The organism is Klebsiella grimontii, from assembly GCF_042137965.1.
In the GTDB taxonomy this organism is placed as follows: domain Bacteria; phylum Pseudomonadota; class Gammaproteobacteria; order Enterobacterales; family Enterobacteriaceae; genus Klebsiella; species Klebsiella grimontii.
Window position 1 is genome coordinate 1,671,299 of record NZ_CP169721.1, and the last position, 24,928, is coordinate 1,696,226.

The window sequence follows — 24,928 nt, forward strand, 5'->3', positions numbered from 1 at the left end:
CCCGTAGGTTTCAACTGCGGGCTAAATTTTCCCTTGATGCTGGTTTTGTCTTTTATCTAAAAAATGCCAGTATTCACGTTGCTTGTTCCAGCATTAAAGATGTATGTGCTGACTTTATCGCCTTTGAAAGAAACTGTCAGAGATTTAGTTTGTGAGTCTGCGCCGCCTGCAAGCAGTCCCACAACGGGGATGAAAGAGGTTGCTTTGGACTGGCTGTTATACATAGTGTATGACCATTGTTCTTCACCATCGATCAAAGAACGGCTGTCAGGTTCACCGAACGATGCTAACACGTCCTGTTTTGTAGTTTTGCCTTTAAAAATTTTGGTTTTCACACTTTCCTGCGTCTCATTTTTCAATGACTGGTTGCCTACTGAAGAACAACCTGCCAAGGCCAGAAAAACGAATCCTACGATGATGATTTTTTTCATACAACACTTTCCTTTTTTATTTTTAAATTTTAGCGCTTTACTAACTCAATAAGATTTCTAAGTTCATTCTCAAATTTCTGGCTTCTTCTTTTCATCAAATTGATACAAATAAAACTTCCAACTCTTGAGAAAAGATATGTAAACCACATGTATTTGTGGTCGCTCCACATGTAGCCGTCTTTAAATCCCCAAGGTAGTGTGAGGAATGAGATAAGTGCAGAAGCAAAAAGTAAAATGAAAATAACGGTGAGCAACTTTGGAACAGGCATTGCTCTGTAATACGATGCTGTAGAGGCAGTATGAAATAGCATTGTCAGAAAAGCGGGAATAATAATGGTTTTCCTTTTTAAGTTTACCTCGTGTTCACCCGTTTTCTTATTAACGATAAGCGCATCTTTATATGCATCATACGAACCATCCTCACTATATTGGCGAAGTTCGTATTTATGGATAGTGTGTGAACTTCTGAAAGGGATACCATAGTCAGAAATCTGCTTCTCATCCCCTGTGTTGGTTTTTACCCAGATATGACCATTGCCTAGATCGGAGTCGATGACAGTGGCAGAGAAGGTCTCAATAAATGTGAAAGTTCCACCAAACAGCACAAAATTGGGTGTTGTGATTTCCGTTTGCAGAGGATCATTAGAAAGACCAGCTTCAGCTTCTTTCTTCCTGCTTTTCGTAGCGGAGATGTTCATACAAGTTCCTTAGTTTTTGAGATGAAGTCATATTCGCTGATGTATGAAACCGTCCTGGCTAACAGTTGAGATGGTAATTGCCATTTCAAACCCTGCGTTTGAGCTAATGATAAGTAAATAAACTAGTTAAATCATATTGTTATATGATTGCATGTAAATTGACATTTTGACTTAGTTCGTAAGAAACGCAAATCACTTGTACCGATCGATTACTGATTAATGATAGTTGTTGGCTATCAGGACTAGATTATCGATCGGTTTAAACGATCAATATATTGGGCTGTATCTATCAAAAAAGGCTTGCCAGCCTTACATCGAAAGCGAAGCTCTTCTGGATTGAGGTGCTGATTCGATGAGATTTTTTTGGGGGAGAGGCATAATCTCTACCACTCTCACGCCAGTGATGGTTTTGTGTTTTCGAGGGCGTTTAAGGGTTGGGATTTTGAGGTTTTTGAAGATGGTAATGATGGTATTGAGATAGGGGATGGTTTCTAACCATCTGAACGTTGAAGCCCTATAGCTTCGCTTGGAGGCTTCTTTTACCGCTTCGGTAGCAAATTCTTCTTGAGCACCAGCACTTGGTTCTAAGTGAAGCTGTTTGGCTAAAGCGTTAGCGTATTCGTCCTGACCAGCACGGTTATCATGGATAAGCGCTGCTATGGGGCCGTTAGCTTCTGTTGTTGTGATTTCAGGAGCATCTGTAGTAATGAACATACAAGGCGCTTCACTAACCGATGCCTTACTGACTGAGGGCATTTTCAATGCAAATAGGAAACCATTATCGCGTTCCGGCTGGTAATCGAGTTTGCCCTGTAAAGCTGGCCAAGAATATGCTTTGCCAAGCTGAGATGCCTTGAAAGAAATTCCGCTGTATTCGAATGAGAAGCCGTTCATTTTCCCTGTTGAAGCAATATTTGGGATGGCTTTGATCCTTTGAGCAAGAAGCTGTTGCACGAAGCCGATAATAGATTGCCTGCTGCCAAGCAGTTCATTTAGGGCGTTTTGGATGATCGCTTTTGGGCATAGCTCACCAGTTCTCTTTTCTATCATCATCTCATTACGGGATTTTTTGAGCTTCGGTTTAGGTGAGGGCGCTGCTGGAGATGCTTTCGGTCCTTTGGTTCTGGTTAACTGGTAGTCTTGCTCCAGCTCTTCAATGATACGTGTGCTGATAAGGTTCTCATTTTTACCTAAGTAGAGCTTCCCCGAACTGAGTTCGATGCGACTGGCGATGATATGGATGTGCTGGCCGGCCGCATCATCATGAAGGACGTAGCATCTGAGATGCGTTTCAGAGAAGCCCATGCGAGACATGTAATCATCTGCTATTTCAGACCACTGAGCATCAGTCAATGCCTCGTTTTTAGGCAAACGAAGCGAATTGTGCCAGACGGGTTTAGCAAGATCCGGGCGAAGCGCTTTAGTCGCATTGAATTCTGCAATCAACTCTCCGGCATTGCTTCCATCCATATTGCCACCAATTACTGATGGGGGAGTTTTATGATGCGAAGCTGGCCTCAATGCATAAAACACTACGCCAGCGAAGTTCTTACCTCGCTTTATCTTCTGCATCCCCTTCATGGGAAGCTCTCCACAGGTCAGCGGTAATTAAATGCAAGCGAAGCTCTGAGACCTGGCGCTTTACGGCGAAGAGTTCAGTTTGCGTCAGAGGGCTTTCATAGCTCTTGCTATCAAGATGAGCCACAAGCTTGTTTAGCTTCTGCGAAATCTCACCAAGGGTTTTCCAGGCTTCAAAATTGATGGCTGGAACGACAGCAGGAAGTTTATTAAGTGAAGATAAGCGAAGCCACTCGCCTTTACGATGACGGCCTCGTTTCTCATTGAGAAGCGTTAGCTCTTCATCATTTAATCTGACACTGACGCAATGAGAGCGAAGCTGGTCGTGTGAGAGCTTCGCTTCGTTAACGCTTCCATTACAGGAATGCTTACTTACAACGATCTTATTAAAAGTATTACTTTCGACCATATGAACTCCTTTTCATATAATTAAATAAAAGCATATTCCTTATGCTTAATTTATTTATATGATAGATGCGAATAATGTCAATGTAGTGTCTTGATTTTGCGTTTAATTTTTTTCAACCGAAGGGCGGAAAAAACAAGGGGAACTCGAAGAAGCAGCGTAGCGCTTCGATGAGTTAGCCCTTGCTTAATTAGTAAGGAAGTCTTTTACTGATTGGATTATAGTTAATGCTTTAGAAATTATGTCATCTTTGAATTGATACAATACAAACATCGTCCAAACCGATACACCGAAGAAAACTAAACCTTCCAGTATCGTTAAGGTCTTTTCAGCACTTCTCTTTTTAATTTTAAGCTTCTCAACAGCATCTGTTGTAATCTGGTTTATTTTTTTAGTTAATGCAGCATCATTTTCATCAACGTTTTCCTTTGTAAAAAGAACCATTGTTTTATTCGATGATTCAATTATATCTGCAAGTGAATTTCTTGCATTACGAATACCTAAAATGACAACAGCACATGTAAGAAGCATCGCTATAAAGATAAGTAAGAGACCCGAAGGTGTCCAGCCTTTAATTATGGCGGTGCTAACCAGAACGGCTGGAATTGATAAAGATTTAGTCTGATGCTCCTGAACAAGTGAGTTCAGCTTCGAGAGGAAGTCTAATTTTTGCGTTTCGACCTCATGTATTATTTTGTTTATGGAATATTTGTTGATATATATTTCATAATTTATTGAAAATAAATCCCAAAGCTTTTTAGGTGATTGTAATATTGAACTAAGGAATGAAATTTTATCATTTGAATCATTGTAAAGTTCAATCAGTGATGATCTTAAAACTAACTTTCTTTCATATGAGTGTAGATCGACGCTTGTTAGCGTTGATACATCACATGGACTAATATCAATTGAGTTTAGGAAGTCCTTTTCAATGTTCTTTAATGGAAGATTATAAGTCGTTATCTTCTTAGATTTACCACCCTCCATTACAAATATATAACTTGGCCATGCATTGGAGTCGTCATATTCTACATGGTCTGATATTTTCGAAAAGATCTCACACCATTGTATATATGCTTTTGATGAATTTGAAATGCTTTCAATTTCTTCTTGTTGCAGATTTTCTATGTAAAAGCCATCAATGTTTTCTTTGTTGTTTTTTATTCTTAACCTTAAAGCTTTGAAATAGTCATCAACAGAAGAATACCAGCATATATCTGTAGTTAATAATAGCGTTACTTTTGTTTGTTCTGCTCGTTTAGTTTTTTCTAATTCTAGACAGGCAATTTCTTGCAGACGAGTAATATCATCCTCTATCTTTGAATAAGAGGAATTATCAAAAACCCATACATGGTATGGGTTATCAAACTCAGTCTTTATAACCTCTTGCTTGACCTTAAGCAGGAGGTTAATAATTTCTTGATTATTCATTTGCAAGTTCTTTTAATCGAGCAATGATTATTGGATCATCAATTTTTTGAGTCAGTTTCACTTCATTTGTTTCTGCGTCAAAAACGATAGGTCTATTTGAGCCAGGAAGACCTATCTGATGTTTTTTTACACTCATTTTAGCAATGCTGGTTTCAATATCTAACCATTCATATTGTTTTTTATCACTTGCTGAAACTTCAAATTCTTCGTTAACTTCAAAACCATTTTCATTTACGAAATCGACAAAGGTATTTTTATGCTCTGCTAAATCTACAGGGATTATTGCGTCAATCTGCGTTTGAATCTTATCTAAAGTTATAGATTGACCACGTTTGCAATTATTAAATAATTCTTGAACCTTAGATTCTATTTTTTCTCGTAAAGCACGACCAAAATCTTTTTGATGAGAAAACTCTTCTAAAGCTTTAATGCATTGTTCGCTACTGGTTTTATTTGAAATAATATCTTCGGCACCTATTGATTCCGTAAAATATTTCCTAACATCACCAGTTCCGCGAATAAAGCAAAGGTTGTTTTTATCATCATCTTCGTCATCTTCTGACATGAACCTGGTTATATCAACTCTTGCACCCTGTAAAAACTTATCCAAATCAATAATATCGACAGGATTTAGTTGCAAGTTTTCTTTAAATCTTAATGCATCTGTATTTTTCAGCATTAAAACTAAAAGCCTTTCAAAGTCTTTATGTATATTACCTTCATCATCTTCATGTTGAAGCTGATAATGAGTAAACACCAGAATTGCACCATTACTTGCTCTGGATTGCTTCGCTGAGATAATTAATTTCTTTTGAATAAAGTCATCTACAAAAACTTCAAATGAGGTTCGTTTCTCTAAAAAATTAGTTAGCTTAGAGGGGAAAGAGCTTCCTGGATAAGGTTTTTGAAACTTAGCGTAAGACTTACTGCTTCTTTGAAATCTTGCATCTACTTTTGTTGTGAATGTGATTACCTCATCCTGATCACATGGCCAAAGGGCACCAAGCTTGTAGGACCAATCCTTCTGCTCGCCCTCAGGAGGTGTGATTCTAACTGCTATAGCATTCAAAACTTGTAAAGAAGCCAATGTTAACTCCTAACCCATTGATATTGATTGATGTTATATAGAGGTGCATCCTTGATAAGGATTTTATCATAGCGGTGAAAATCAACAACATAACATAGTGAAAATTTATGATCTTGGTCAAAATAGGCAATTTTACTAACAAGGATAGATAGTTATTATATTCATATTATTAAATTAAAGTTAGATATAAGTACCTTAAGGAATATTATGTTAATTTAATCTATTTTCATGATTTTAAGTTTCAGAACAAATATTTGAATAATTGATAATTTAATGCTAATTAATATATGTAAACATGAATTAATTAAAGAGAGGTTTTATATGAATATGAAATTGAGTAAAAAAACCCTTTGTTTTATTATTGTAAATCTTATATCCATAATGACATTAAGTAGTCAAAATACATTTATTGCTTTTTTTAATGCAAGTGTTATATGGATTGATATAATACTTATCCCGATGATGATAGTTCTATTGTTTGATTTTTTTCTTGAAGAAGTATTTACGGTAAAATAATATAACTCTTTTCGTGAAATTTAAATTTTTGAAGCTTTCTTTTTCAGTTTTTCGTTCTTTTAAGAAATCATGGAAGGTTAGTAAGATTTTAGAAATAAGACTGTTGGCAATAACCATAAATTTCAATACTATGAGAAAGAATGTGAGTCTATCCTTTTCTAATAAATCAGCCGGAGGTAATAGATCAAGATCTTTACTGCCTGTTAATAAATAAACCAATGCTACAACCCCGGCAGATAATGCTAAAATAAAATCATTAAAATACTTGTATGACTTTCTTATATAACAGACAAAATATGTTAATGATGATGTCATCAGTAATGTCGTGCTCAAATAAGTCTTGGGGTATTCAGTAATCAAAGTTATGTTAAAAATAGCAGAAACTATAATGATAATGAAAAAAGTGCCTAAGATACTTAGAATTACTCTTGCAATAGTTCTAATATATTTTTTCTTGTTATTGTTCAATGTTAGTTCCCTCTGCCTACCTTAGAAGATTAACTTACCATACATCTTAATCGCTTTCCTACCCACCAGATTCTTTATAGTAAATAACGATATGTATCCCATCAGTAAACTAGAACCTACTAAGTAAACACTTTGTTCATGAATTTCAACAGTTTAATCACTGAAAAATGGTACTGCTGCATCATTCGCTTATAGCTTATGCTTGCGTTGATAAGAATTGCGCCCATACTTGTCCTCTCATAAGAAGTAAGATGTTCATACACACCCCCAACAGCTCATAATCTCTCTAAGTTGCTCAACGTATTGAAAGCGAGTGTAGGCTTCCCTGACATCAATGGTGCCAACGCTACTGGTCCACGCTCTTCGATTAAGTCAGCACACAATCCTTTCGCATTGTGATTACTGACGGGATACATCTCATGCTATGAGCCACTAACAACTCTTTGAAACCCATGCGTTTTAACGTCATGTTAGCTTCTTAGCTGTTTGCCAATTCAAGTGGCATATGATAATCAAAAAAACATTATTGATTATCATCGGATAGCAGCTTTATTTTTCGGAATCGCCATTCAGATGCTAACATCCTGTAACATATTAGTTAAATGGTGTATTCTCATTTCTATAGGAAAAATCCGCTTTAAAGCGGTTGCTGATTGTGATTATTAGTTTTGTGAGGCAATGGCAATGTGCGAAAGGATGTTAAAAAAAGATGTTTATTCTGAATGGGTTATACGTAATAGCCTGTACTGGATGACTTCGCTTACTCAGTGGAAGCTTTGTGAAGATATATCCTCGTGGACAATCTCTTTTGAAAACGATAGTCCCGAATGCTTCTATGAATTCGAGAGGCTGCTGAATGATTACACTTTGCGAGAAAAACTACAGCATAAAACAGGGGCGTTGAGAGATTCTATTGTTCATAAAGTGCTTCGCAGTGTCGATGAAAGGCTTTCGTAATGGAATTGATGCCATTCAATTTTGACAGATTGCCTAATGGACAGGTGTTTATAAGCAACCTCGCTGGTTTTCATCACTTCATTGATGAGCAAGAGCTGCTTGATCTTTCTGATGAGCAAATCAATGCGGAACAATCAAACGCACTCGAAAGCAAGCTATTTATAGCTAACGAAAGCTCATCGGCTATAACTCCCTATGCTTTAAGTTCTGCTTTTGCAAAACGATTGATGAATGAACTGGCGGTCAGGCCAATTTTCATGATTGTGCCCACATTACGTTGCGACCATACCTGCAAGTATTGTCAGGTCAGTAGAGCTTCAGTGAACGCCTCTGGTTATGATCTAGATCCCGATCTCATCCCTGATATCATTTCGACTATCAAAAAACTATCGACACCACCTTACAAGATAGAGATACAGGGTGGAGAGCCACTCTTGCGGTTCGATTTAATTCAGTCTATCTATGAGCAATGTGTTGAAACGCTGGGAAGCACCGATTTTGAGATGGTTGTAGCATCAAGCCTGTCTGTCTTGAATGAGGATATGCTTGAATGGTCGAGAGACAGGAACATAACGTTCTCTGTTTCGCTTGATGGTGAGGAAGTTGTTCACAACAGTAATCGAATTCTTGGTCATGGGCTTGCTTACAGTAGAACAGTGTCAGGGGTAGAGGCTATAAAACGGTCTTTAGGCGCTGATCGCGTTGCAACGGTTACTACAGTTACTAAAGATCTTATCAGGCACCCTGAATCGATTGTCCAGGCTCACTTATCTCTTGGCCTCAAGGACATGTTTATCCGACCTGTTAGTCCCTATGGGTTTGCACAAAAAGCATCGTTCACCTTTTCTATGGACGAATACTTCAGTTTCTATTCCTCTTTGATAGATGAAATTCTTAAGATCAACAAAGAAGGGATAAGGGTTGTTGAACATTCGGCCTCCATTCATCTGAAAAGGATCTTCAATCCCGGTTTTAGTGGTTATGCGGATTTAAAGTCGCCAAGCGGTGTCGTGCTTAACAGTATTCTTTTCAATTATGACGGTCGAGTATATGGTAGCGATGAGAGCCGTATGTTGCAGAAGGTGAACCCTGAAACGGAGTTCAGTGCGGGTGAGGTTAAAACGCTATCATTTTCTAAGAGTCCTTACTATAACGCAGTGTTGAGTTCATCGTTCAATTTTGCTCTGCCGGGTTGTGATACATGTGCATATCAACCATTTTGCGGTGCAGATCCATGCCAGAACATAAGTGTACAGGGTGAGCCTGTCGGTGATAGGAGTCGTTCAACGTTTTGTCAGTATCACAAGGGGATGTTCAGGTATCTGATGAACTGCATCTCAGAAGGTGGTCCGAAGGCTGAGATGCTAAAAGGATGGGCATATGTCTGAGGTTATCAGGAACGATATCTTTCATTTTGCTTCAAAAAAGAATGTGCCCACAGGGTTCTATCGGTTATGCAAACAAAAACCAGTGAACCCTTTATTCTTTTTGCCCAATTTGCTGGTAGTTGCTGAAAGCAATAATGATGCCATTCTACCATGCTTTGATTACTCTGTTATTAGCACTGAATTATTTGAGTCAATTGAAGATGGAGATATTGGGGTAATTAACAATGGCAATATGATCCGCGTTATTCTGTCCCGCAGAGCCAATCATAATACTGTCTTAGTAACGGAACGCTGCAATAACTTGTGTCTCTTTTGTTCGCAGCCACCAAAGAAATCAAATGATGACTGGCTACTTACCCAATCAGCTCTTGCTATCGCTTCATTTGGGTTGAATGGAGTAGTTGGGGTGAGCGGTGGAGAACCTTTGCTGTATGGAGATGATTTCCTTCACTTCATTGATTTTATCATCGAGAATTCACCAGATACTGCTTTGCATGTTTTAACAAACGGACGCAAATTTGCTGATATCAACTTTACTCAGGAAATGGCAAAGCGAAGCAAAAAGATCAAAATCACCTTTGGTATCCCGCTCTACTCATCAAGACCACTTGTGCATGATCATCTGGTAGGGAGTGATGGCGCATTTAATGAAACGGTTAAGGGGTTAATCAATGCAGGAAACTCAGGGATTAATATCGAACTTAGAGTTATTCCGACACTGGCTAACTATACAGAATTGGATGATATTGTAGAGTTCGTTGGCCGAGTGTTCTCCAACATTAATCAGATTTCCCTTATGGGGCTGGAATCTATCGGTTGGGCACGAAAGAACTGGTCAACAATCTTCATTGAGCACAGCAGTTATAGTGAGAAAATAACCTCCGCCATAGACACTGCACACAGGTCAGGCATACCTCTAACAATTTTTAATTATCCTTTGTGTCATCTTCCTGAAAGAGCCTGGGAGCTTGCTGCTCAGTCGATCTCTGATTGGAAAAATTACTATCCGAAAGAATGTGATGAATGCACTCAGAAGTCTTCCTGTGCTGGTTATTTCAGTTCCTCAACAGGCCGTTTTCATCAACCACCGAGACCAATTTTATGAAAAAATTTAATTTTGCTGCTCTACTTCCGGGATTTTTGGCACTTAATAATTCTGTATGGGCAAGTGATTCATCTACCGGAGCAAGTGATTTGCCTGGTATGACTCTTAATGAACATGATTTAGTGATAGCACCACTTAACACCGAAGTTCCATTCTACATTGCAGGGCATCGCAGTCATAGCTCCCATCGGAGCCATAGTTCTCACCGATCATCATCAGGCGGCGGGTACTATGGTGGCAGCACTCCTTATTATCCAAAAACATACAGCTCACCAAGTTCATCCGGGTCTTCAAGTTCAGGAACAAGTTCCTCATCGTCCTCTTCCTCTGTGCGTTCGCTTCGTTCTAACGACAATATTAACTCTACTACTACGAATTCAGTTGGAACTACAGAAGCTAACCGTGCAAGTAATGGGCTTACTTCTGGTACAGAGAAGCGTAAGCGCTTAATCATGCGTGTTCAGTTCGCATTGCTGGACAAGGGATTTTACAATGGGAATATTGACGGCATAATGGGACCATCTACGAGGCAGTCTGTGAAAAATTACCGCATTGCGAACGGATTACCTATTCCTGCAACTGAAACGCTGGATGCTCAATTATTGAATTCCTTAAGTATTTTGGCGAGATAATTTTTTCTTGTTAAACTTATAACTTTCTTTAAGCAAGGTTAAAAATGATTAATGATGAATTTGTAGATGAAAAAAACAGTGATTTAGGGGCCGGGGAAAGGGCTTTTCTTATTGCAAAATTGGAAAGTGAAATAGAACTTCTGGCAGAAGGGGAAAATTCTTCAGCAGCATGTGAGCCTGCTAGAAATGCTCTAGTTGAGGTCGTGAAAAACATTTGTGCAATAAGTGGATCATACACAGGAGCGAATTTTGAGCGGGTTCTTGGCAAGGTTGAACTCGCGACCCAAGGGCATAGTGAGGTAGCTATAATATTTATCCGTTGTTTATCAGTTGATGGATTAATACCGATTGATGAAACGCAAAATATTATGATTAGAAAGCTAATAACTCTTTGCGAAAACTACACCCCAGCTATATTAAAGATTTTTAAAGTTGACAGGCAACAAAATCATGAAAAAATCAATCTTATAAAAAAGATCCACTCTGCAATTTGTGTTAATTACAATCCTCTAGCTCAAGTTCCAAATAACTTAAAGGAGTTCTTAACACAAAAAGAAACGATTTTAAAATGTTTAAAACATAAGGTTTATCAATCTTATTTAGAAGTTTATAATTTTATACCCATTCGTTCAAAAATTGAGGCCCTAATTGAAGCTGTTGAATCACATCTTTCTAGCGAGGGCGCAGACTATAAAACTAGTCTGGAGGAATTAGAACGAATTGTCTCTGAGTTGTCTTTTTTACTCGATGAATCGAAGTCTTTTTTTACAAAAAAATATGCCACCCCATTGCTCACAAAAATTAAAAATGAAGTGGATAGCATAAGAGAAAATTCCTCAGAAATGAGCGGTGCCGTTATTGAGCTAAAAAGGCAGCCACCTAACTCAGCAGAAAAAAGATATCCCCTTCACCAGAAAGATAAAGAATTAAAAATAATCATTCCATTCATAAATAAAGGTCCAAGTACTGCTCTCGATGTTGATATAGAAATAGATTGCGGGGGTGATGAAAATATCATAATTGCTAATGAGAAAATTAAGTGTGGAGATGTCAGGCCTGGGGAGTTTGCTGTTTGTTTAGAAGCACATATTATCGAGCCTGCAAAGAAGCTTGAGTTAACATTGGCTATTAATTGGAAGGAAATATTTGGAAGTGAAAACAGCCAGATATACGATATGTGTATTGAGGGGCAGAATGAAAAAGTTGATTGGAACGAGCTTGAGAAATTAGAACCATACAGTCTTGAGGTTGCTGAAGGAGATATGTTTGTTGGGCGTAAAGCTAAGGTAAGTAATATAGTTAATAAATTATTAAAAACACCAATGACCTCAACATATGTTACAGGTCAGAAGAGAATAGGTAAAACTTCATTAGCAAAAGCTGTTGCAAATAATTTAGAAATAGAAAACAATGATTTTCATAGTTTGTATCTTGAGTATGGAGAATATTGCTCAACTTCACCACAGAAAACTTTACAGTCACTTGGCGTAAATATCTTTAATTTTTTGCACGATTTTTTTCCTGGAACCTATCAGCAAACCCCAGATTTCTCTGAATCCTTGGCTGATCTAAATATGATGGCGAGAAGTTTAGAGTCTAAATCTCCCCAAAAACGCTTTATTATTATATTAGATGAATTTGATGAAATTCATCCAGAAATGTACCGATCTGGTCCATTAGCAGAAACTTTCTTCGCTAATCTTAGAACCTTGGCAGCCAGGAAGAATTTGGCGTTTATATTGGTAGGTGGCGAAAAAATGCCATTTATAATAGGAGCGCAAGGTGATCAATTAAATAAATTTTCACGGGAAAGTCTTGATTATTTTTCTCGAAGCTCTGAATGGGATGAGTACATCGATCTCATTAAAAAACCAGTTGATGGAAAAATTAACTGGGATGATGCGGCAATAAATGCCATATTCAATCTAACTCATGGGCACCCTTATTATACCAAACTCTTATGTTCCAAAATAGTTAATGCATCAATAAAAGAAAGAGATACTGAGATCATTGTTTCAGATGTTTCGAAAGATATGGTTTTTCTATTGTCTGAATTAGACACCAATGCTTTTGCTCATCTATGGAAGGATGGGATTAATTTTGAGAGAGAAAAGACTGAAGTTATTGAATTAAAACGTCTCAGGCTTTTGGTTTCTATTGGAAGATGTATCCGAGAGAATAGTCGAACTCTTGAGGATATTGAAAAAAACATTAATGGCTCTCAACTACTCAATCAAGAAATAGCTCCTCATCTATCTGATTTCCAAAGAAGAGAGATTATATACGAAAAAAACAAAGAGTTTTATTTTACCATCCCTCTCTTTGAAAATTGGCTTAAAGAATTTGGTGTGAATAAACTCATTACTAGTACTTTAGGCGATGAGTTAGAAGAGGGGATAAAAAGAGCGGAAGATGAGGCTCATGTTACCTCTGTTGAAATTCAAAAATTAGTTGAGAAGTGGCCATTATATCGTTCGCAAAGAGTTGATGGAGAAAGAATTAGAGCCTGGCTGGAACAGGTTCCAGATATTCTCTCACAAAGATTAATGTTCAAGCTATTAAATAATTTGAGATTTATTGCTCCTCTTGAGATAGATTCATTCTTAAAAGATGCACATTCAAAAATTGTTCGAGATACAATTGGCATTACTACGATGATAAAAAGAAGCGATCGCAGAACAGATATTCTCATAACTTCTTGTGATGGTATAGGGAAAAGTGGAACGCAATATGCTCGAATGTATGCTAAAACTAATTCCATTTCGACTAGTTGTATTGTGGATTTAAATTCGCTTATCAAAAAAATAACATCTATTGACTTAGAAAACCCGGCACCCAAAGCTATAGTGTTGGTGGATGATGTTGTTGGAAGCGGTGAAACTCTTTCAAAAGGAATAGAGGGTTTATTAAATTCTATTGGAAGTCATCTTAAAGATTTAAAGATTCCCTTGTTAGTTATCGCTCTCATTGGCACTGAAGAGGGTGAAGAAAAAGTTAATAACATTCTTAAACAACATTCTGTAATTAATAAAATTCATGTTTCGGAAATGCTCGAAAATACAAGTATCGCTTTTCCTAAAGAAGGGTTTGGATTTTGGGAGGATTTAGATGAAATGCACCGAGCTAAAGCGTTAGCTTTAAAGCTTGGGACTAAAATTTACAAGAAACCTCTGGGCTTCAATGAGCAAGGATTGCTATTGGTATTACCTGAAACTTGCCCAAATAACAGTTTACCAATTCTTTTCCAGAGCAAAGCGGGGAAAGAACCGTGGAAACCATTATTTGAAAGACCTGCATCCTAAAACAGCCTAAGAATTCCCACGACTCGATTCAGTCGGAAATTTAATGTTTGAATCGAGTCGTTAAGTTCTAAACTAATACCATTAGCATGTCGTTTGAAATGTATTCTAAAAGTAGATTCAAAATTATTTATTTTTTTTAGTAAGTGCATGAATTAATTATAATTATTTTATAAACACTTCTTCATCATGGGGGTAAGGCGTGTTATGGCCGGTATCGATCCCATACTTGTTCCACCATAAGAAGCTGCTTCTACATACTCACCCCACCAGATCATCATCTCTCTACGCTGTTCCAGATACTGTGATCTGTTATAGGCTCTCCTGACTTCGTTAGTATCGATATGAGCTAAAGCAGCTTCAATCACGTCTGGTGGAAAACCTTTCTCGTTAAGCACTGTTGAGGCAATCGCTCTCATTCCATGAGCCACCAACAGATCTTTGAAGCCCATCCGTTTAAGCGCCATGTTTGCTGTCTGACTATTCATAGGTTCAAGTGGATTCCGGTAGCCGGGGAAAACATAATCTCTGTGCTTACTGATGGGCTTCATCACTTCCAGAATAGCCAAAGCTTGCTCAGAAAGTGGAACGATATGCTCACGTTTCATCTTCATGCGACCAGCAGGGATACGCCATTCTTTCGCGTGAAAGTCGATCTCATCCCAACGAGTCGTTGACGCTTCGGCTGGTCGGATCATCGTAAGCAATTGCCATTCGATAAGACAGCGGGTTTGTCGTCCGATACTGGCAAATGCCAGAGTTTTCATTAAAAGGGGGAGTTGCTCTGGAGGAAGGGCAGGGCGATGCTTTACCTTTGGTTTATGGAATGTTCGCCCGATTCGTGCTGCGGGGTTCACAGATACCAGCCCAGAATTGAGGGCGTAATCCATCACTTCATTGATACGCTGGCTTAGACGTTTAACCGTTTCGAGTCTTCCGGCAGCGTGTGTTGGCTCTAACGCTCCGATGAACTGCTGAGCCGTGATGTTAGCAATGGGCATAGAGCCAATATGTGGGAATACATATTTACTCATAGAACGCCAGATATCGTTTAACGTATGAGTTGCCAGCCCCGCTGATTCTTTGGTTTTAAACCAGTCTCCTGCAACCTTTTCAAAGGTGCTTTCTGTGGCACTTTTTTGCCGCAACTGTTCAGTTCTTTTATGTTCCTGCGGATCAATATCTTTGCTTAATAGAAGACGGGCATCTTCACGAAGTTGACGAGCCTCAGAGAGAGATACAGCAGGGTAAGCACCAAAGCTAATCATTGCGCGTTTGCGAGTGAAAGGTTTGTAATAGCGGAATCGCCAGAGTTTTGAGCCTCCGGGCTTCACCAGTAGTTCTAAGCCATCCCCGTCATACAGGATAGTGGCACGTTCAGTCGCTTTGGCATTTTTGACTTCGGTGTTGTTAAGGGGCTTTGTCTGACGCGCCATATTATTCTCCAATCACTGGTTAGGCATATGGCTCAGACGACACGATGGATTGTATGCCTAAAGATATGCCTAAAAATGTTGGATTTCACTGTATCAGCGTGGACTTTACTAGACAACAGAAAAACAGCGGGTCTACACAACCCACTGTTAATTCTGTTTTTTATAGTCTTGTCTGGACTTCAGTAGACAAAACGTTGGGGATAATTTGGTCGGCACGAGAGGATTTGAACCTCCGACCCCCGACACCCCATGACGGTGCGCTACCAGGCTGCGCTACGTGCCGATTCGTGGGGAACAATATTACCCGTTCCCCAAGCGAATGCAAGCCGGGAAATGCCTGATTGATTTATAAATAATCAATCAGTTAGCGATAAAGCGTTTTTCATCGGTCAGCACCTGCAGCAGCAAGCTGAGCTGCGGTTTTTGATCGTTAATTTTCTCGCCGTCGCTGTTCCATGTTCGGTAAGTGCCGTTGTGATTAAGCACGACGGTGACTTTCGGCGTGGTAATGGCCAGCGTATCGCTATTCGCTGCGGTGACCCAGGCTCGGCGACGGGCGGCGCTAAACAGGTCTTCACCTTGCGAATACTCGTTTGCTGGGGTGGAGACGTGGAGCAAACGCTGCATCAGCGTCGTCATCACGTCTTTGTTATCCGTCAGCGTCGCGATCTCCTGCGCCGGCGTGCCTGGCCAATGGATCACCAGGGGAACCTGCAGCTGCTCGCGCGACCAGCCAAACTGCTCATGCTGCGGGTTCAGCGGCATTCCGCGGCCCGCCGTCACGATCACCACCGTGTTGTCCAGCTTGCCCGCTTCGCGCAGCGCGTTCAGCACACGACCAATTTGCGTATCGACCGCACCGGCAGCGCTGCTGTAGCGACGGACAAAGTTTTGCTGCTGCCCGTCGTCAAGGGTGGTGCCGTTGAGCGAAACCCATGAGAACCAGCGGTTTTCATCCTGGGCGTAGCGGTCCAGCCAGTTAATCCACTGGTTGGCCGTCTGCTCATCGCTTTGCGCTTTCGCGGCTGGCAGTGAAAAATCGGACAGCAGCGCCTGGCGGTAAAGTGGGCTGCTAAAGCCGTCGGACGAGAACAGGCCCAGCTGATAGCCCTGTTGGTTCAGCGAAGTAATCAGCGCCGCGGGAATACGCGCGGAGAGGACGCCGTCCATATAGCTCGGCGAAATACCGTAGAACAGGCCAAACATGCCGCTGTCAGCGGTATTACCGGAGCTCATATGCTGGGTAAAGTTAACGTTCTCTTTCGCGAACCCGGCCAGCGCCGGCATGTTTTTCTCAAAGCGCGAATAATTAAGATTATCAACGGTAATCAGCAGCACGTTATAGCCGGTACCGAGATCGCGATAACGCAGATCGCTCAGCGGGTATTGCACCGACACGGCTTCCGGCGCGCCTTGCTCCACCAGGCGGCGCTGGTAGTCCTGCGCGTCGAGCAGGCCGTGTTTTTCCAGAAAACGGCGCGCCGTCATCGGATAGGAAAGCGGCAGGTTGGCCCGCTGCATGGTTATCGGGCGATAGAAATTGGCGTCCGCCCAGATATAGACCAGGTGGCTACTGATAAAAGAAATAAAGAAGAACCAGGCAACGGGACGCGCATAGTGGCGGCGACGCGTCAGGCTGCGCAGCTTCTGCCAGCTCCAGGTCGCAAACAGCATCTCCAGCAGAAAAATGATCGGCACGCTGATAAACATCAACTGCCAGTCGCGCGCCATCTCGTTCTGATCGGGGTTAATCACCAGTTCCCAGACAAAGGGATTAAGATGCAGGTGGAAACGGGTGAAAACTTCGCTGTCGATCAGCAGCAGCGTCATGCCCACGGTCGCCAGAACAACCGAGATAAAGCGCATTAAGCGCTGGGATATGACGACAAACGTCAGCGGAAAGAGGATCAGCACATAGCTGGTAAAGACCAGAAAGCTGAAGTGACCAACGAGGCTGACGTACGAAAAAAGACGTCCGGCAAGCGTCGTTGGCCAGTCGGCGACAAACAGATAGCGACTGCCGAGCACCATAGCCAACAACATGTTGAAAAGGGCGAACCAGTGTCCCCAGCTGACCATCTGGGAGACTTTTTCTCGGTAGGGCTGACGAAGAGTCACCATATACTGTTGTTCGTTATCCTTAGTGCGCCGGATCGTCGTTGATAGACGACTGCAGCGCCTGGGCAAAAGAACGGGCGATGGCCTGACGCTGCGCCGGCGCGACGCTACTATTGATCAGGTTAGTCACCATATTGCCCAGTACCATCAGTGACAGGTCAACGGGCGCTTTATGTGTTTCCAGAACGCTCGTCAGCTCGCTGAGCAGCTGTTCGACGTGTTCATCGCTATAGCGGGATAATTGCGGCATAAACTCAAAATCTGTTTGTTCGTGAAAGGGCAACATATTACCGTAGCAGCAGCTTTTTTTCCGCATTTTTTCGCCGCGACGCAAAAGCGCGCGGCTTCGCTCGCAAAGAGTCACGCGGCGGTTGCGTCGTCGCCCCGCCGGTGGTTGAATACCGCCCGGTCTAAAAGGAGAGTTTAACATGAGTCTGGATATCGACCAGATTGCCCTGCATCAGTTAATCAAACGTGATGAACAAAATCTGGAGCTGGTGCTGCGCGAGTCACTGTTGGAGCCGACGGCGACGGTGGTGGAGATGATGGCCGAACTGCATCGTGTCTACAGCGCGAAAAATAAAGCCTACGGCCTGTTTAATGAAGAGAGCGAGCTGGCGCAGGCGCTGCGCGGGCAGCGTAAGGGCGAAGAAGCGTTCCTGCCGTTCAGCCGCGCCGCTACCGGTCGCCTGCGCGACGAACTGGCAAAATATCCCTTTGCTGAAGGCGGAATCGTGCTGTTTTGCCAGTATCGCTATCTGGCGGTGGAATATCTGATGGTGGCGGTGCTGAACAATTTAAGCAGCATGCGCGTCAACGAAGAGCTGGATATCAGCTCCACCCATTATCTGGATATCAATCACGCGGATATCGTCGCCCGTATTGATTTAACCGAATGGGAAACCAACCCGGAGTCAACCCGCTATCTGACCTTCCTGAAAGGCCGGGTAGGGCGCAAGGTGGCGGATTTCTTTATGGATTTCCTCGGCGCCAGCGAAGGGCTGAACGCGAAAGCGCAGAACCGCGGCCTGCTGCAGGCGCTGGATGATTTCGCCGCCGATGCGCAGCTGGATAAATCTGAGCGTCAAAACGTGCGCCAGCAGGTATACAGCTACTGCAATGAACAGCTGCAGGCCGGTGAGGAAATCGAGCTGGAGTCGCTGTCAAAAGAGCTGGCGGGCGTCAGCGAGAAGACGTTTCAGGAATTTACCGCCGAACAGGGCTACGAGCTGGAAGAGAGCTTCCCGGCGGATCGCAGCACTTTGCGTCAGTTAACCAAGTTTGCCGGCAGCGGCGGCGGGTTAACCATTAACTTTGACGCGATGCTGCTGGGCGAGAGGGTATTCTGGGATCCGGCCACGGATACCTTAACCATTAAAGGCACGCCGCCTAACCTGCGCGATCAGCTGCAGCGCCGCACCTCGGGCGGGAATTAAAACGCAAAATCCCGACGCCGGGTCGGGATTTTTTTAGCCTTGGGCCTGAGCTATCCGGCGCAGACGATCTCTACGCCATCGATGGCTAACTGCTGGCGCAGCGTCTCGTCTAACGTCGTATCCACGATCAGCGTACTGACCAGACCCAGCCCGCCGATAGCAAAAGCCGACGCGGAGTTCAGCTTCTCTTGTGACGCCATCACCACCGTTTCGGCAGCCCGCGTCGCCAGCGCGCGCTTGATCCCCGCTTCTTCATAATCGCCGGTGGTGAATCCCGCCCGTGGGTGAACGCCGGTGACGCCCATAAAAAACAGATCGGCATTGATGCGGGAAATACTTTCCAGGGCTGCGGACCCGACGCTGACCACCGAATGTTTAAACAACCGGCCGCCAATCAAAATCACCTCGATCAACGGTTTATCCACCAGCGCGACGGCGATCCCCGGACTGTGGGTGACCACCGTACACGCGAGGGTAGCCGGCAGCAGGCGCACCATCTCTCCGGTGGTGGTGCCGCCGTCGATAATCACCACCTGGCCGGGTTGAATGAGCTCTACCGCGCGCTGGGCAATGGTCTGCTTTGAGGCCATTTGCACGCTCTTTCTTGTTTCAATGGGCGCGATGGCTTCGGAAACCGGCAGCGCGCCGCCGTGGACGCGCTGCAGTTTGCCTTCCGCGGCCAGCTCCCGCAGATCCCGGCGAATGGAGTCTTCTGAGACGCTAAAGCGCTGGCTGAGATCCCCTGACATCACCTGTTTTTCCTCGGCGAGGATCTGCAAAATTTGCTGTTTTCTCTGGCTGGCGAGCATCAAAACACCTTCATGATTGATCTTGTTTGTGCACGATTATGCATGTTATGTTGCTCTCTGTCACCTAAAAGGGGAAAAACATGCACGCTGACGCACCGCGCGTTCGCCATATCCGCGAAACGCTGTTATCGGACAACTGGTATACGCTCAAGAAATATACTTTCGAACTATTGCGCCGGGACGGACGCTGGCAGGAGCAGAGTCGGGAAGCTTACGACCGCGGCAACGGCGCGGTGATTTTACTCTACAACCGCGAAAAGCAAACGGTAGTGCTGGTTCGCCAGTTTCGCTTTCCGGTGTGGATTAACGGTCATGATGGATTTTTGATCGAAGCCGCCGCCGGACTGCTGGATAACGCTTCGCCGGAGGCGCGCATCGTTGCCGAAGCCGAAGAGGAGACCGGTTTTCGCGTCACGCGGATTGAGCCGGTATTCACCGCTTACATGAGCCCCGGTTCGGTGACGGAGAAGCTTTACTTTTTCATCGCCGAATACTCTGCCGACGATCGGCGCGGCGACGGTGGCGGCCTGGCGACGGAAGGGGAAGATATCGAGGTGCTGGAGTGGCCGCTGGAAAAAGCGCTGCGGGCTATTGGCGAAGGGGAAATCGTCGATGCGAAAACGATTATGCTGCTGCAGCATCTGGCGCTGAATGCGGCAACGCTGTTAGCCTGATAAACAAAACGCCCCGAACCTTGCGGAGCGGGGCGTTTGCCATACAACTTTCAGTCGGCGATTAAGCGCGAACGAAGTCGATGTGAGTCAGCTTCGGCTTGAACGGGTGGCGCTGAACAGCCTGAGCTTTAACTTTCTCTTCTTTGCCATCAACAACGAGGGTCAGAACTTCGTTGTAGAACTCAGCGTTGTTCTGCATGTTCCACACTTTGTCGTGATCCAGTTCGATTGCTACTGGCGCAGCTTCGCCGCCATAGATGATGGCCGGGAATTTGTTAGCTGCACGCAGGCGGCGGCTCGCACCCTTACCCTGCTCTTTACGTAATTCTGCATTGATAGTAAACATTGATGTCTCTCTATATATAAATCCTGCTACAGGCGACCCAGCAGCAGGCAGATTATCTGCTTTGCGAATGCAAAAGCGGGCGGCATTATAGCTGCCATACGTTTTTGCGGCAACCAAAACCTCAGGCGCGCGGAGGATTAGCGCAATTCATTGGCCCGGCGAAATCGGCCCTGATAATCAAATACTTTCTCCCGCACCTGCCAGTATTGCCCCTTCATGCGCGCCACGACAAAGTCCGGATGGCGCAGCAGCGCCTGCTGGGCGATGATATCGGCGGGCGTTATCCAGCGCAGCGGCACGCCCGGCGTTCGGGTGTGCGGGCGGATAAAGAGCTGCTCAAAGGCGGTGCGCTGGGCGGGGGTATGCAGGCGGAAGCGCTCGCTGACGTCCGCGCCATCTTCATCGTAATAGGTGATTTTCAGCCAGCTGCCTTTATCATCCGCGCCGTGCTGCAGATCCATTCCGCTACAGCGCAGCACCAGCGCGTCTTTTAGCTTCAGCGCGGCTTTCAGCATGTCATCGGGGTCGACCAGAATGGTATCGCACTCGCGGCAGCGGCGGGCGGCGATATCGTTTTCCGCGTTGCACTGCGGGCAGTTTTTGAAGCGAAAGCGAAAATCACACTGCTCGCGATGGCCTTCGTCATCTTCAAACCAGCCCTGGCAGCGGCGGCCAAAGTGTTCAATCAGCGTGCCGTCGGCGGTGGTTTTCCCCCAGAACGTATTGGCGAAACCGCATGCCGGGCAAAACACCTGGACCGGCACGTTGTCGCTTTTTCCTTTCGGCGTCCCCACTTCCGGAGCATAGAGATCGTGCGGATTCCCGGCGTAATCAAGGATCAGGCAGTCGGTTTTACCCGGCGCCAGGCGCAGGCCGCGGCCGACGATCTGTTGGTAAAGACTCACCGACTCGGTCGGGCGCAGGATGGCGATCAGATCGACATGCGGCGCATCAAAGCCGGTGGTCAGTACCGCGACGTTGACCAGATAGCGATACTGCTGGGCTTTAAACGCTTCAATGATGCGATCGCGCTCCGGCCCCGGCGTTTCACCGGTAATTAAAGCCGCTTCGCCCTGCGGAAGTAACCCGGTCACTTCACGGGCATGTTCAACGGTGGCGGCGAAAATCATCACCCCTTTACGCGTTTGAGCGAACTCGACGATTTGGCTAACGATATGCGGCGTGACGCGCTGCTGTTTTTTCAGCTCATGGTTCAGGTCGGCCTCGCTGAACAGGCCATTGCTTTGCGCCTGGAGACGGCTGAAGTCATACTGAACCACCGGCATATCCAGCCGCTCCGGCGGCGTCAGGTAGCCGTTCTTAATCATATAGCGCAGCGGCAGCTCGTAGATGCAGTCGCGAAACAGCGCGTTTTCATCGCCGCGCACCATACCGTGGTAGTGGAACTGGTAAATCCATCCCTTACCGAGGCGAAAAGGCGTGGCGGTCAGCCCCAGCAGGCGCAGATGCGGATTGACCTGCTGAAGGTGGCTGATGATCTGCTGGTACTGGCTGTCATCATCGTCGCTGATGCGGTGGCACTCGTCGACAATCAGCAGCGAAAACTCCCCCTGAAACTGGTCAAGGTTGCGGGCGACCGACTGCACGCTGCCAAAGACCACTTTACCGTGGCTCTCTTTGCGCTTAAGGCCCGCGGCGAAAATATCCGCCTCCAGGCCGAGCGCGCAATACTTGGCGTGGTTCTGCGCCACCAGCTCTTTAACGTGCGCCAGCACCAGTACCCGACCGCGCGCCAGGCGCGCCAGTTCGGCGATGACCAGGCTTTTACCTGCGCCGGTCGGCAGGACAATCGCAGCGGGTTCATGGTGGCGGCGAAACCAGGCGAGCGTGGCGTCGACCGCTTCTTTTTGGTAGGGACGTAGTGTAAAGGTCATGAATTTATAGCGGTTAATTAACTCGCGAATAGTATGCCACGAATCTTTTCCCTTGAGTGGTGTTAATAGCTCGTTATACTACCTATGAAATTCTTCTTTTTCGGGCGCGTTGCCCGCTCCAGCACTCTTACAGGCTAAAAAAATCTCATGCGACTTGATAAGTTTATCGCTCAGCAACTTGGCGTTAGCCGGGCTATTGCCGGGCGTGAAATCCGCGGCAGCCGCGTTACCGTGGACGGCGACATTGTAAAAGACACTTCCTTCAAGCTTCTGCCGGAGCATGACGTCGAGTACGACGGCAATACGCTGGTTCAGCAGAACGGCCCGCGCTACTTTATGCTTAACAAGCCGCAGGGTTACGTGTGTTCCACCGACGATCCGGATCATCCGACGGTGCTTTATTTCCTCGACGTGCCGGTGGCGCACAAGCTGCATGCCGCGGGTCGCCTGGATATCGACACGACCGGGCTGGTGCTGATGACCGACGACGGTCAGTGGTCTCACCGCATTACTTCTCCTCGCCATCATTGTGAAAAAACCTATCTGGTGACGCTGGAAAACCCGGTTGACGAGACGACCGCCGAGCAGTTTGCCAAAGGCGTTCAGCTGCATAATGAGAAAGAGCTGACCAAACCGGCGGTGCTGGAAGTCGTGACCCCGACCGTGGTCCGCCTGACCATTAGCGAAGGGCGCTATCATCAGGTTAAGCGAATGTTTGCCGCGGTGGGTAACCATGTAGTGGGCCTGCATCGCGAACGTATTGGCGACATTGCGCTTGATGCGGCGCTGGCGCCCGGTGAGTATCGTCCGCTGACGGAAGATGAAATTGCCAGCGTCGGCGGCCAACATGCGCGGAGTAAAACGTGACGGCAAAGCAGAATTCTTCATTAGGGATTGTGTTTATTCTTGGCCTGCTGGCGATGTTAATGCCGCTGTCGATTGATATGTATCTTCCGGCGCTGCCGGTGATCGCGGCGCAGTTTAACGTGCCGGACGGCAGCGCGCAGATGACGTTGAGCACCTATATTCTGGGCTTTGCCCTCGGCCAGCTCTTGTATGGCCCGATGGCGGACAGCTTAGGGCGTAAGCCAGTTATTCTTGGCGGTACGCTGGTTTTTGCCGCGGCGGCGGTGGCCTGCGCGCTGTCGCAGACTATCGATATGCTGATTACCATGCGCTTTTTCCACGGTCTGGCGGCCGCGGCGGCGAGCGTGGTGATTAACGCCCTGATGCGCGATATCTATCCCAAAGAAGAGTTCTCGCGGATGATGTCGTTCGTCATGCTGGTGACGACCGTCGCGCCGCTGGTGGCGCCGATGGTCGGCGGCGCTGTACTGGTGTGGTTTAGCTGGCATGCGATCTTCTGGATCCTCGCGCTGGCTGCACTCTTAGCCTCGGCGATGATCGCGTTCTTTATTAGCGAGACCCTGCCGCCGGAACGCCGGCAGAAGTTTCACATTCGTACTACGCTAGGCAACTTCGCGACCCTGTTTCGCCATAAGCGGGTGCTCAGCTATATGCTGGCAAGCGGCTTTAGCTTCGCCGGGATGTTCTCATTTCTGAGCGCCGGCCCGTTTGTGTATATCAATATTAACCACGTTTCCCCGCAGCACTTTGGCTACTATTTTGCGCTGAACGTCGTCTTCCTGTTTGTCATGACCATGATCAACAGCCGGTTTGTGCGGCGGGTTGGGGCGCTGAATATGTTCCGCGCCGGGCTGTGGATCCAGTTTGCCATGGCGGTATGGATGGTGGTGTGCGCGCTGTTTGACGTGGGTTTTTGGGCGCTGGTGTTTGGCGTAGCGGCGTTCATCGGCTGCGTTTCGATGGTCTCTTCCAACGCGATGGCGGTGATTCTCGATGAGTTTCCGCATATGGCGGGGACCGCTTCCTCGCTGGCAGGCACTTTCCGTTTCGGCATTGGCGCCATTGTCGGCGCGCTGCTATCGATGGCAACGTTTACCACCGCCTGGCCAATGCTGATTTCCATCGCCTTCTGCGCCAGCAGCTCCATCCTCTTTTATCTCTACGCCAGCCGACGGCGCAAAGCCGCGCGCTAAGCGACTTTCAGGGGGCGATATCGCCCCTTTTTTTGATGCATATCAACCGAAGCCGGCTTCTCAGTTCAGTAATTTGTTTATTTTATGTAAAATCAAATCGCTCTAAAAGTCGCATGATTGCGATAAAAAAGTTGTTTTAGATCACAGAAACGGGTACA

General features: G+C 45.2%; 22 protein-coding genes and 1 tRNA gene. 9 read left to right on the top strand and 14 right to left on the bottom strand.

What is annotated here, in order from left to right; genetic code table 11:
* Positions 1 to 56: 56 nt before the first annotated feature.
* From bamE to ACE3MN_RS08070, 7 genes are all read right to left on the bottom strand, one after another.
* Positions 57 to 359 (bottom strand): outer membrane protein assembly factor BamE, encoded by a 303-nt coding sequence (gene bamE / locus ACE3MN_RS08040; RefSeq protein ID WP_131034425.1) that lies wholly within the window; start codon positions 357 to 359, stop codon positions 57 to 59.
* A 101-nt stretch (positions 360 to 460) separates the two neighbouring features.
* Entirely contained in the window at positions 461 to 1,129 is a 669-nt protein-coding gene (locus ACE3MN_RS08045; protein WP_375364334.1) for a hypothetical protein, read from the bottom strand.
* Positions 1,130 to 1,438: 309 nt separating this feature from the next.
* The gene (locus ACE3MN_RS08050; protein WP_375364335.1) at positions 1,439 to 2,710 is read right to left on the bottom strand and encodes a relaxase/mobilization nuclease domain-containing protein; all 1,272 of its coding nucleotides are present in this window, start codon (positions 2,708 to 2,710) and stop codon (positions 1,439 to 1,441) included.
* Positions 2,679 to 3,116, bottom strand: a complete 438-nt coding sequence (locus tag ACE3MN_RS08055) for a hypothetical protein (protein WP_375364336.1) — start codon at positions 3,114 to 3,116, stop codon at positions 2,679 to 2,681. Before ACE3MN_RS08055 ends, ACE3MN_RS08050 begins: the two co-directional genes overlap by 32 nt.
* Before the next feature lie 183 nt (positions 3,117 to 3,299).
* Entirely contained in the window at positions 3,300 to 4,544 is a 1,245-nt protein-coding gene (locus tag ACE3MN_RS08060) for a hypothetical protein (RefSeq protein WP_375364337.1), read from the bottom strand.
* Positions 4,537 to 5,631, bottom strand: a complete 1,095-nt coding sequence (locus ACE3MN_RS08065; protein ID WP_000157695.1) for a nucleoid-associated protein — start codon at positions 5,629 to 5,631, stop codon at positions 4,537 to 4,539. Before ACE3MN_RS08065 ends, ACE3MN_RS08060 begins: the two co-directional genes overlap by 8 nt.
* A gap of 471 nt (positions 5,632 to 6,102) precedes the next feature.
* On the bottom strand, positions 6,103 to 6,615 hold the full coding sequence (locus ACE3MN_RS08070; RefSeq protein ID WP_001063576.1) for a hypothetical protein: 513 nt from the start codon (positions 6,613 to 6,615) through the stop codon (positions 6,103 to 6,105).
* 684 nt (positions 6,616 to 7,299) lie between these two features.
* Here ACE3MN_RS08070 and hxsD point away from each other — a divergent pair.
* From hxsD to ACE3MN_RS08095, 5 genes are read left to right on the top strand one after another with little or no spacing between them, the layout of a single operon-like run.
* The gene (gene hxsD, locus ACE3MN_RS08075; protein ID WP_023279391.1) at positions 7,300 to 7,572 is read left to right on the top strand and encodes a His-Xaa-Ser system protein HxsD; all 273 of its coding nucleotides are present in this window, start codon (positions 7,300 to 7,302) and stop codon (positions 7,570 to 7,572) included.
* Positions 7,572 to 8,960, top strand: a complete 1,389-nt coding sequence (gene hxsB, locus ACE3MN_RS08080; RefSeq protein WP_109141342.1) for a His-Xaa-Ser system radical SAM maturase HxsB — start codon at positions 7,572 to 7,574, stop codon at positions 8,958 to 8,960. The genes hxsD and hxsB overlap by 1 nt, the downstream gene beginning before the upstream one ends.
* Positions 8,953 to 10,065, top strand: coding sequence for a His-Xaa-Ser system radical SAM maturase HxsC (hxsC, locus tag ACE3MN_RS08085; protein WP_375364338.1), 1,113 nt, complete (start codon positions 8,953 to 8,955; stop codon positions 10,063 to 10,065). The genes hxsB and hxsC overlap by 8 nt, the downstream gene beginning before the upstream one ends.
* On the top strand, positions 10,062 to 10,697 hold the full coding sequence (hxsA, locus tag ACE3MN_RS08090) for a His-Xaa-Ser repeat protein HxsA (protein ID WP_071845382.1): 636 nt from the start codon (positions 10,062 to 10,064) through the stop codon (positions 10,695 to 10,697). Before hxsC ends, hxsA begins: the two co-directional genes overlap by 4 nt.
* A gap of 44 nt (positions 10,698 to 10,741) precedes the next feature.
* On the top strand, positions 10,742 to 13,999 hold the full coding sequence (locus tag ACE3MN_RS08095; protein WP_080346909.1) for an AAA family ATPase: 3,258 nt from the start codon (positions 10,742 to 10,744) through the stop codon (positions 13,997 to 13,999).
* Positions 14,000 to 14,166: 167 nt separating this feature from the next.
* Here the strand turns inward: ACE3MN_RS08095 and ACE3MN_RS08100 are convergent, their stop codons facing one another.
* The 4 genes from ACE3MN_RS08100 to ACE3MN_RS08115 all read right to left on the bottom strand — a co-directional run bounded on the left by ACE3MN_RS08100 (position 14,167) and on the right by ACE3MN_RS08115 (position 17,800).
* Positions 14,167 to 15,432: an integrase domain-containing protein gene (locus tag ACE3MN_RS08100; protein ID WP_047730231.1), complete on the bottom strand. Its 1,266-nt coding sequence runs from the start codon at positions 15,430 to 15,432 to the stop codon at positions 14,167 to 14,169.
* Positions 15,433 to 15,638: 206 nt separating this feature from the next.
* A tRNA-Pro gene (locus ACE3MN_RS08105) sits at positions 15,639 to 15,715 on the bottom strand.
* 77 nt (positions 15,716 to 15,792) lie between these two features.
* Positions 15,793 to 17,553 (bottom strand): LPS biosynthesis-modulating metalloenzyme YejM, encoded by a 1,761-nt coding sequence (yejM, locus tag ACE3MN_RS08110; RefSeq protein WP_004133897.1) that lies wholly within the window; start codon positions 17,551 to 17,553, stop codon positions 15,793 to 15,795.
* 19 nt (positions 17,554 to 17,572) lie between these two features.
* On the bottom strand, positions 17,573 to 17,800 hold the full coding sequence (locus ACE3MN_RS08115) for a YejL family protein (protein WP_004133900.1): 228 nt from the start codon (positions 17,798 to 17,800) through the stop codon (positions 17,573 to 17,575).
* 178 nt (positions 17,801 to 17,978) lie between these two features.
* Here ACE3MN_RS08115 and yejK point away from each other — a divergent pair, with 178 nt between their 5' ends.
* On the top strand, positions 17,979 to 18,986 hold the full coding sequence (gene yejK / locus ACE3MN_RS08120; protein ID WP_004122954.1) for a nucleoid-associated protein YejK: 1,008 nt from the start codon (positions 17,979 to 17,981) through the stop codon (positions 18,984 to 18,986).
* A 50-nt stretch (positions 18,987 to 19,036) separates the two neighbouring features.
* Here yejK and ACE3MN_RS08125 read toward each other — a convergent pair whose 3' ends face one another.
* Complete coding sequence (locus ACE3MN_RS08125; protein ID WP_004133903.1) at positions 19,037 to 19,795, bottom strand: DeoR/GlpR family DNA-binding transcription regulator; 759 nt, start codon at positions 19,793 to 19,795, stop codon at positions 19,037 to 19,039.
* Between the two features lie 80 nt (positions 19,796 to 19,875).
* On the opposite strand from ACE3MN_RS08125, the gene ACE3MN_RS08130 reads away from it, so the two are divergent.
* On the top strand, positions 19,876 to 20,469 hold the full coding sequence (locus ACE3MN_RS08130) for an NUDIX domain-containing protein (protein ID WP_004133905.1): 594 nt from the start codon (positions 19,876 to 19,878) through the stop codon (positions 20,467 to 20,469).
* Positions 20,470 to 20,530: 61 nt separating this feature from the next.
* Here ACE3MN_RS08130 and rplY read toward each other — a convergent pair whose 3' ends face one another.
* Together rplY and ACE3MN_RS08140 are read right to left on the bottom strand one after the other, a co-directional pair.
* Positions 20,531 to 20,815, bottom strand: coding sequence for a 50S ribosomal protein L25 (gene rplY / locus ACE3MN_RS08135; RefSeq protein ID WP_004122948.1), 285 nt, complete (start codon positions 20,813 to 20,815; stop codon positions 20,531 to 20,533).
* 137 nt (positions 20,816 to 20,952) lie between these two features.
* Positions 20,953 to 22,710, bottom strand: coding sequence for a DEAD/DEAH box helicase (locus ACE3MN_RS08140; RefSeq protein WP_004133912.1), 1,758 nt, complete (start codon positions 22,708 to 22,710; stop codon positions 20,953 to 20,955).
* 147 nt (positions 22,711 to 22,857) lie between these two features.
* On the opposite strand from ACE3MN_RS08140, the gene rsuA reads away from it, so the two are divergent.
* The gene (gene rsuA / locus ACE3MN_RS08145; RefSeq protein ID WP_102649891.1) at positions 22,858 to 23,577 is read left to right on the top strand and encodes a 16S rRNA pseudouridine(516) synthase RsuA; all 720 of its coding nucleotides are present in this window, start codon (positions 22,858 to 22,860) and stop codon (positions 23,575 to 23,577) included.
* The gene (locus ACE3MN_RS08150) at positions 23,574 to 24,770 is read left to right on the top strand and encodes a Bcr/CflA family multidrug efflux MFS transporter (RefSeq protein ID WP_004122939.1); all 1,197 of its coding nucleotides are present in this window, start codon (positions 23,574 to 23,576) and stop codon (positions 24,768 to 24,770) included. The genes rsuA and ACE3MN_RS08150 overlap by 4 nt, the downstream gene beginning before the upstream one ends.
* The last annotated feature ends 158 nt before the right edge of the window (positions 24,771 to 24,928 follow it).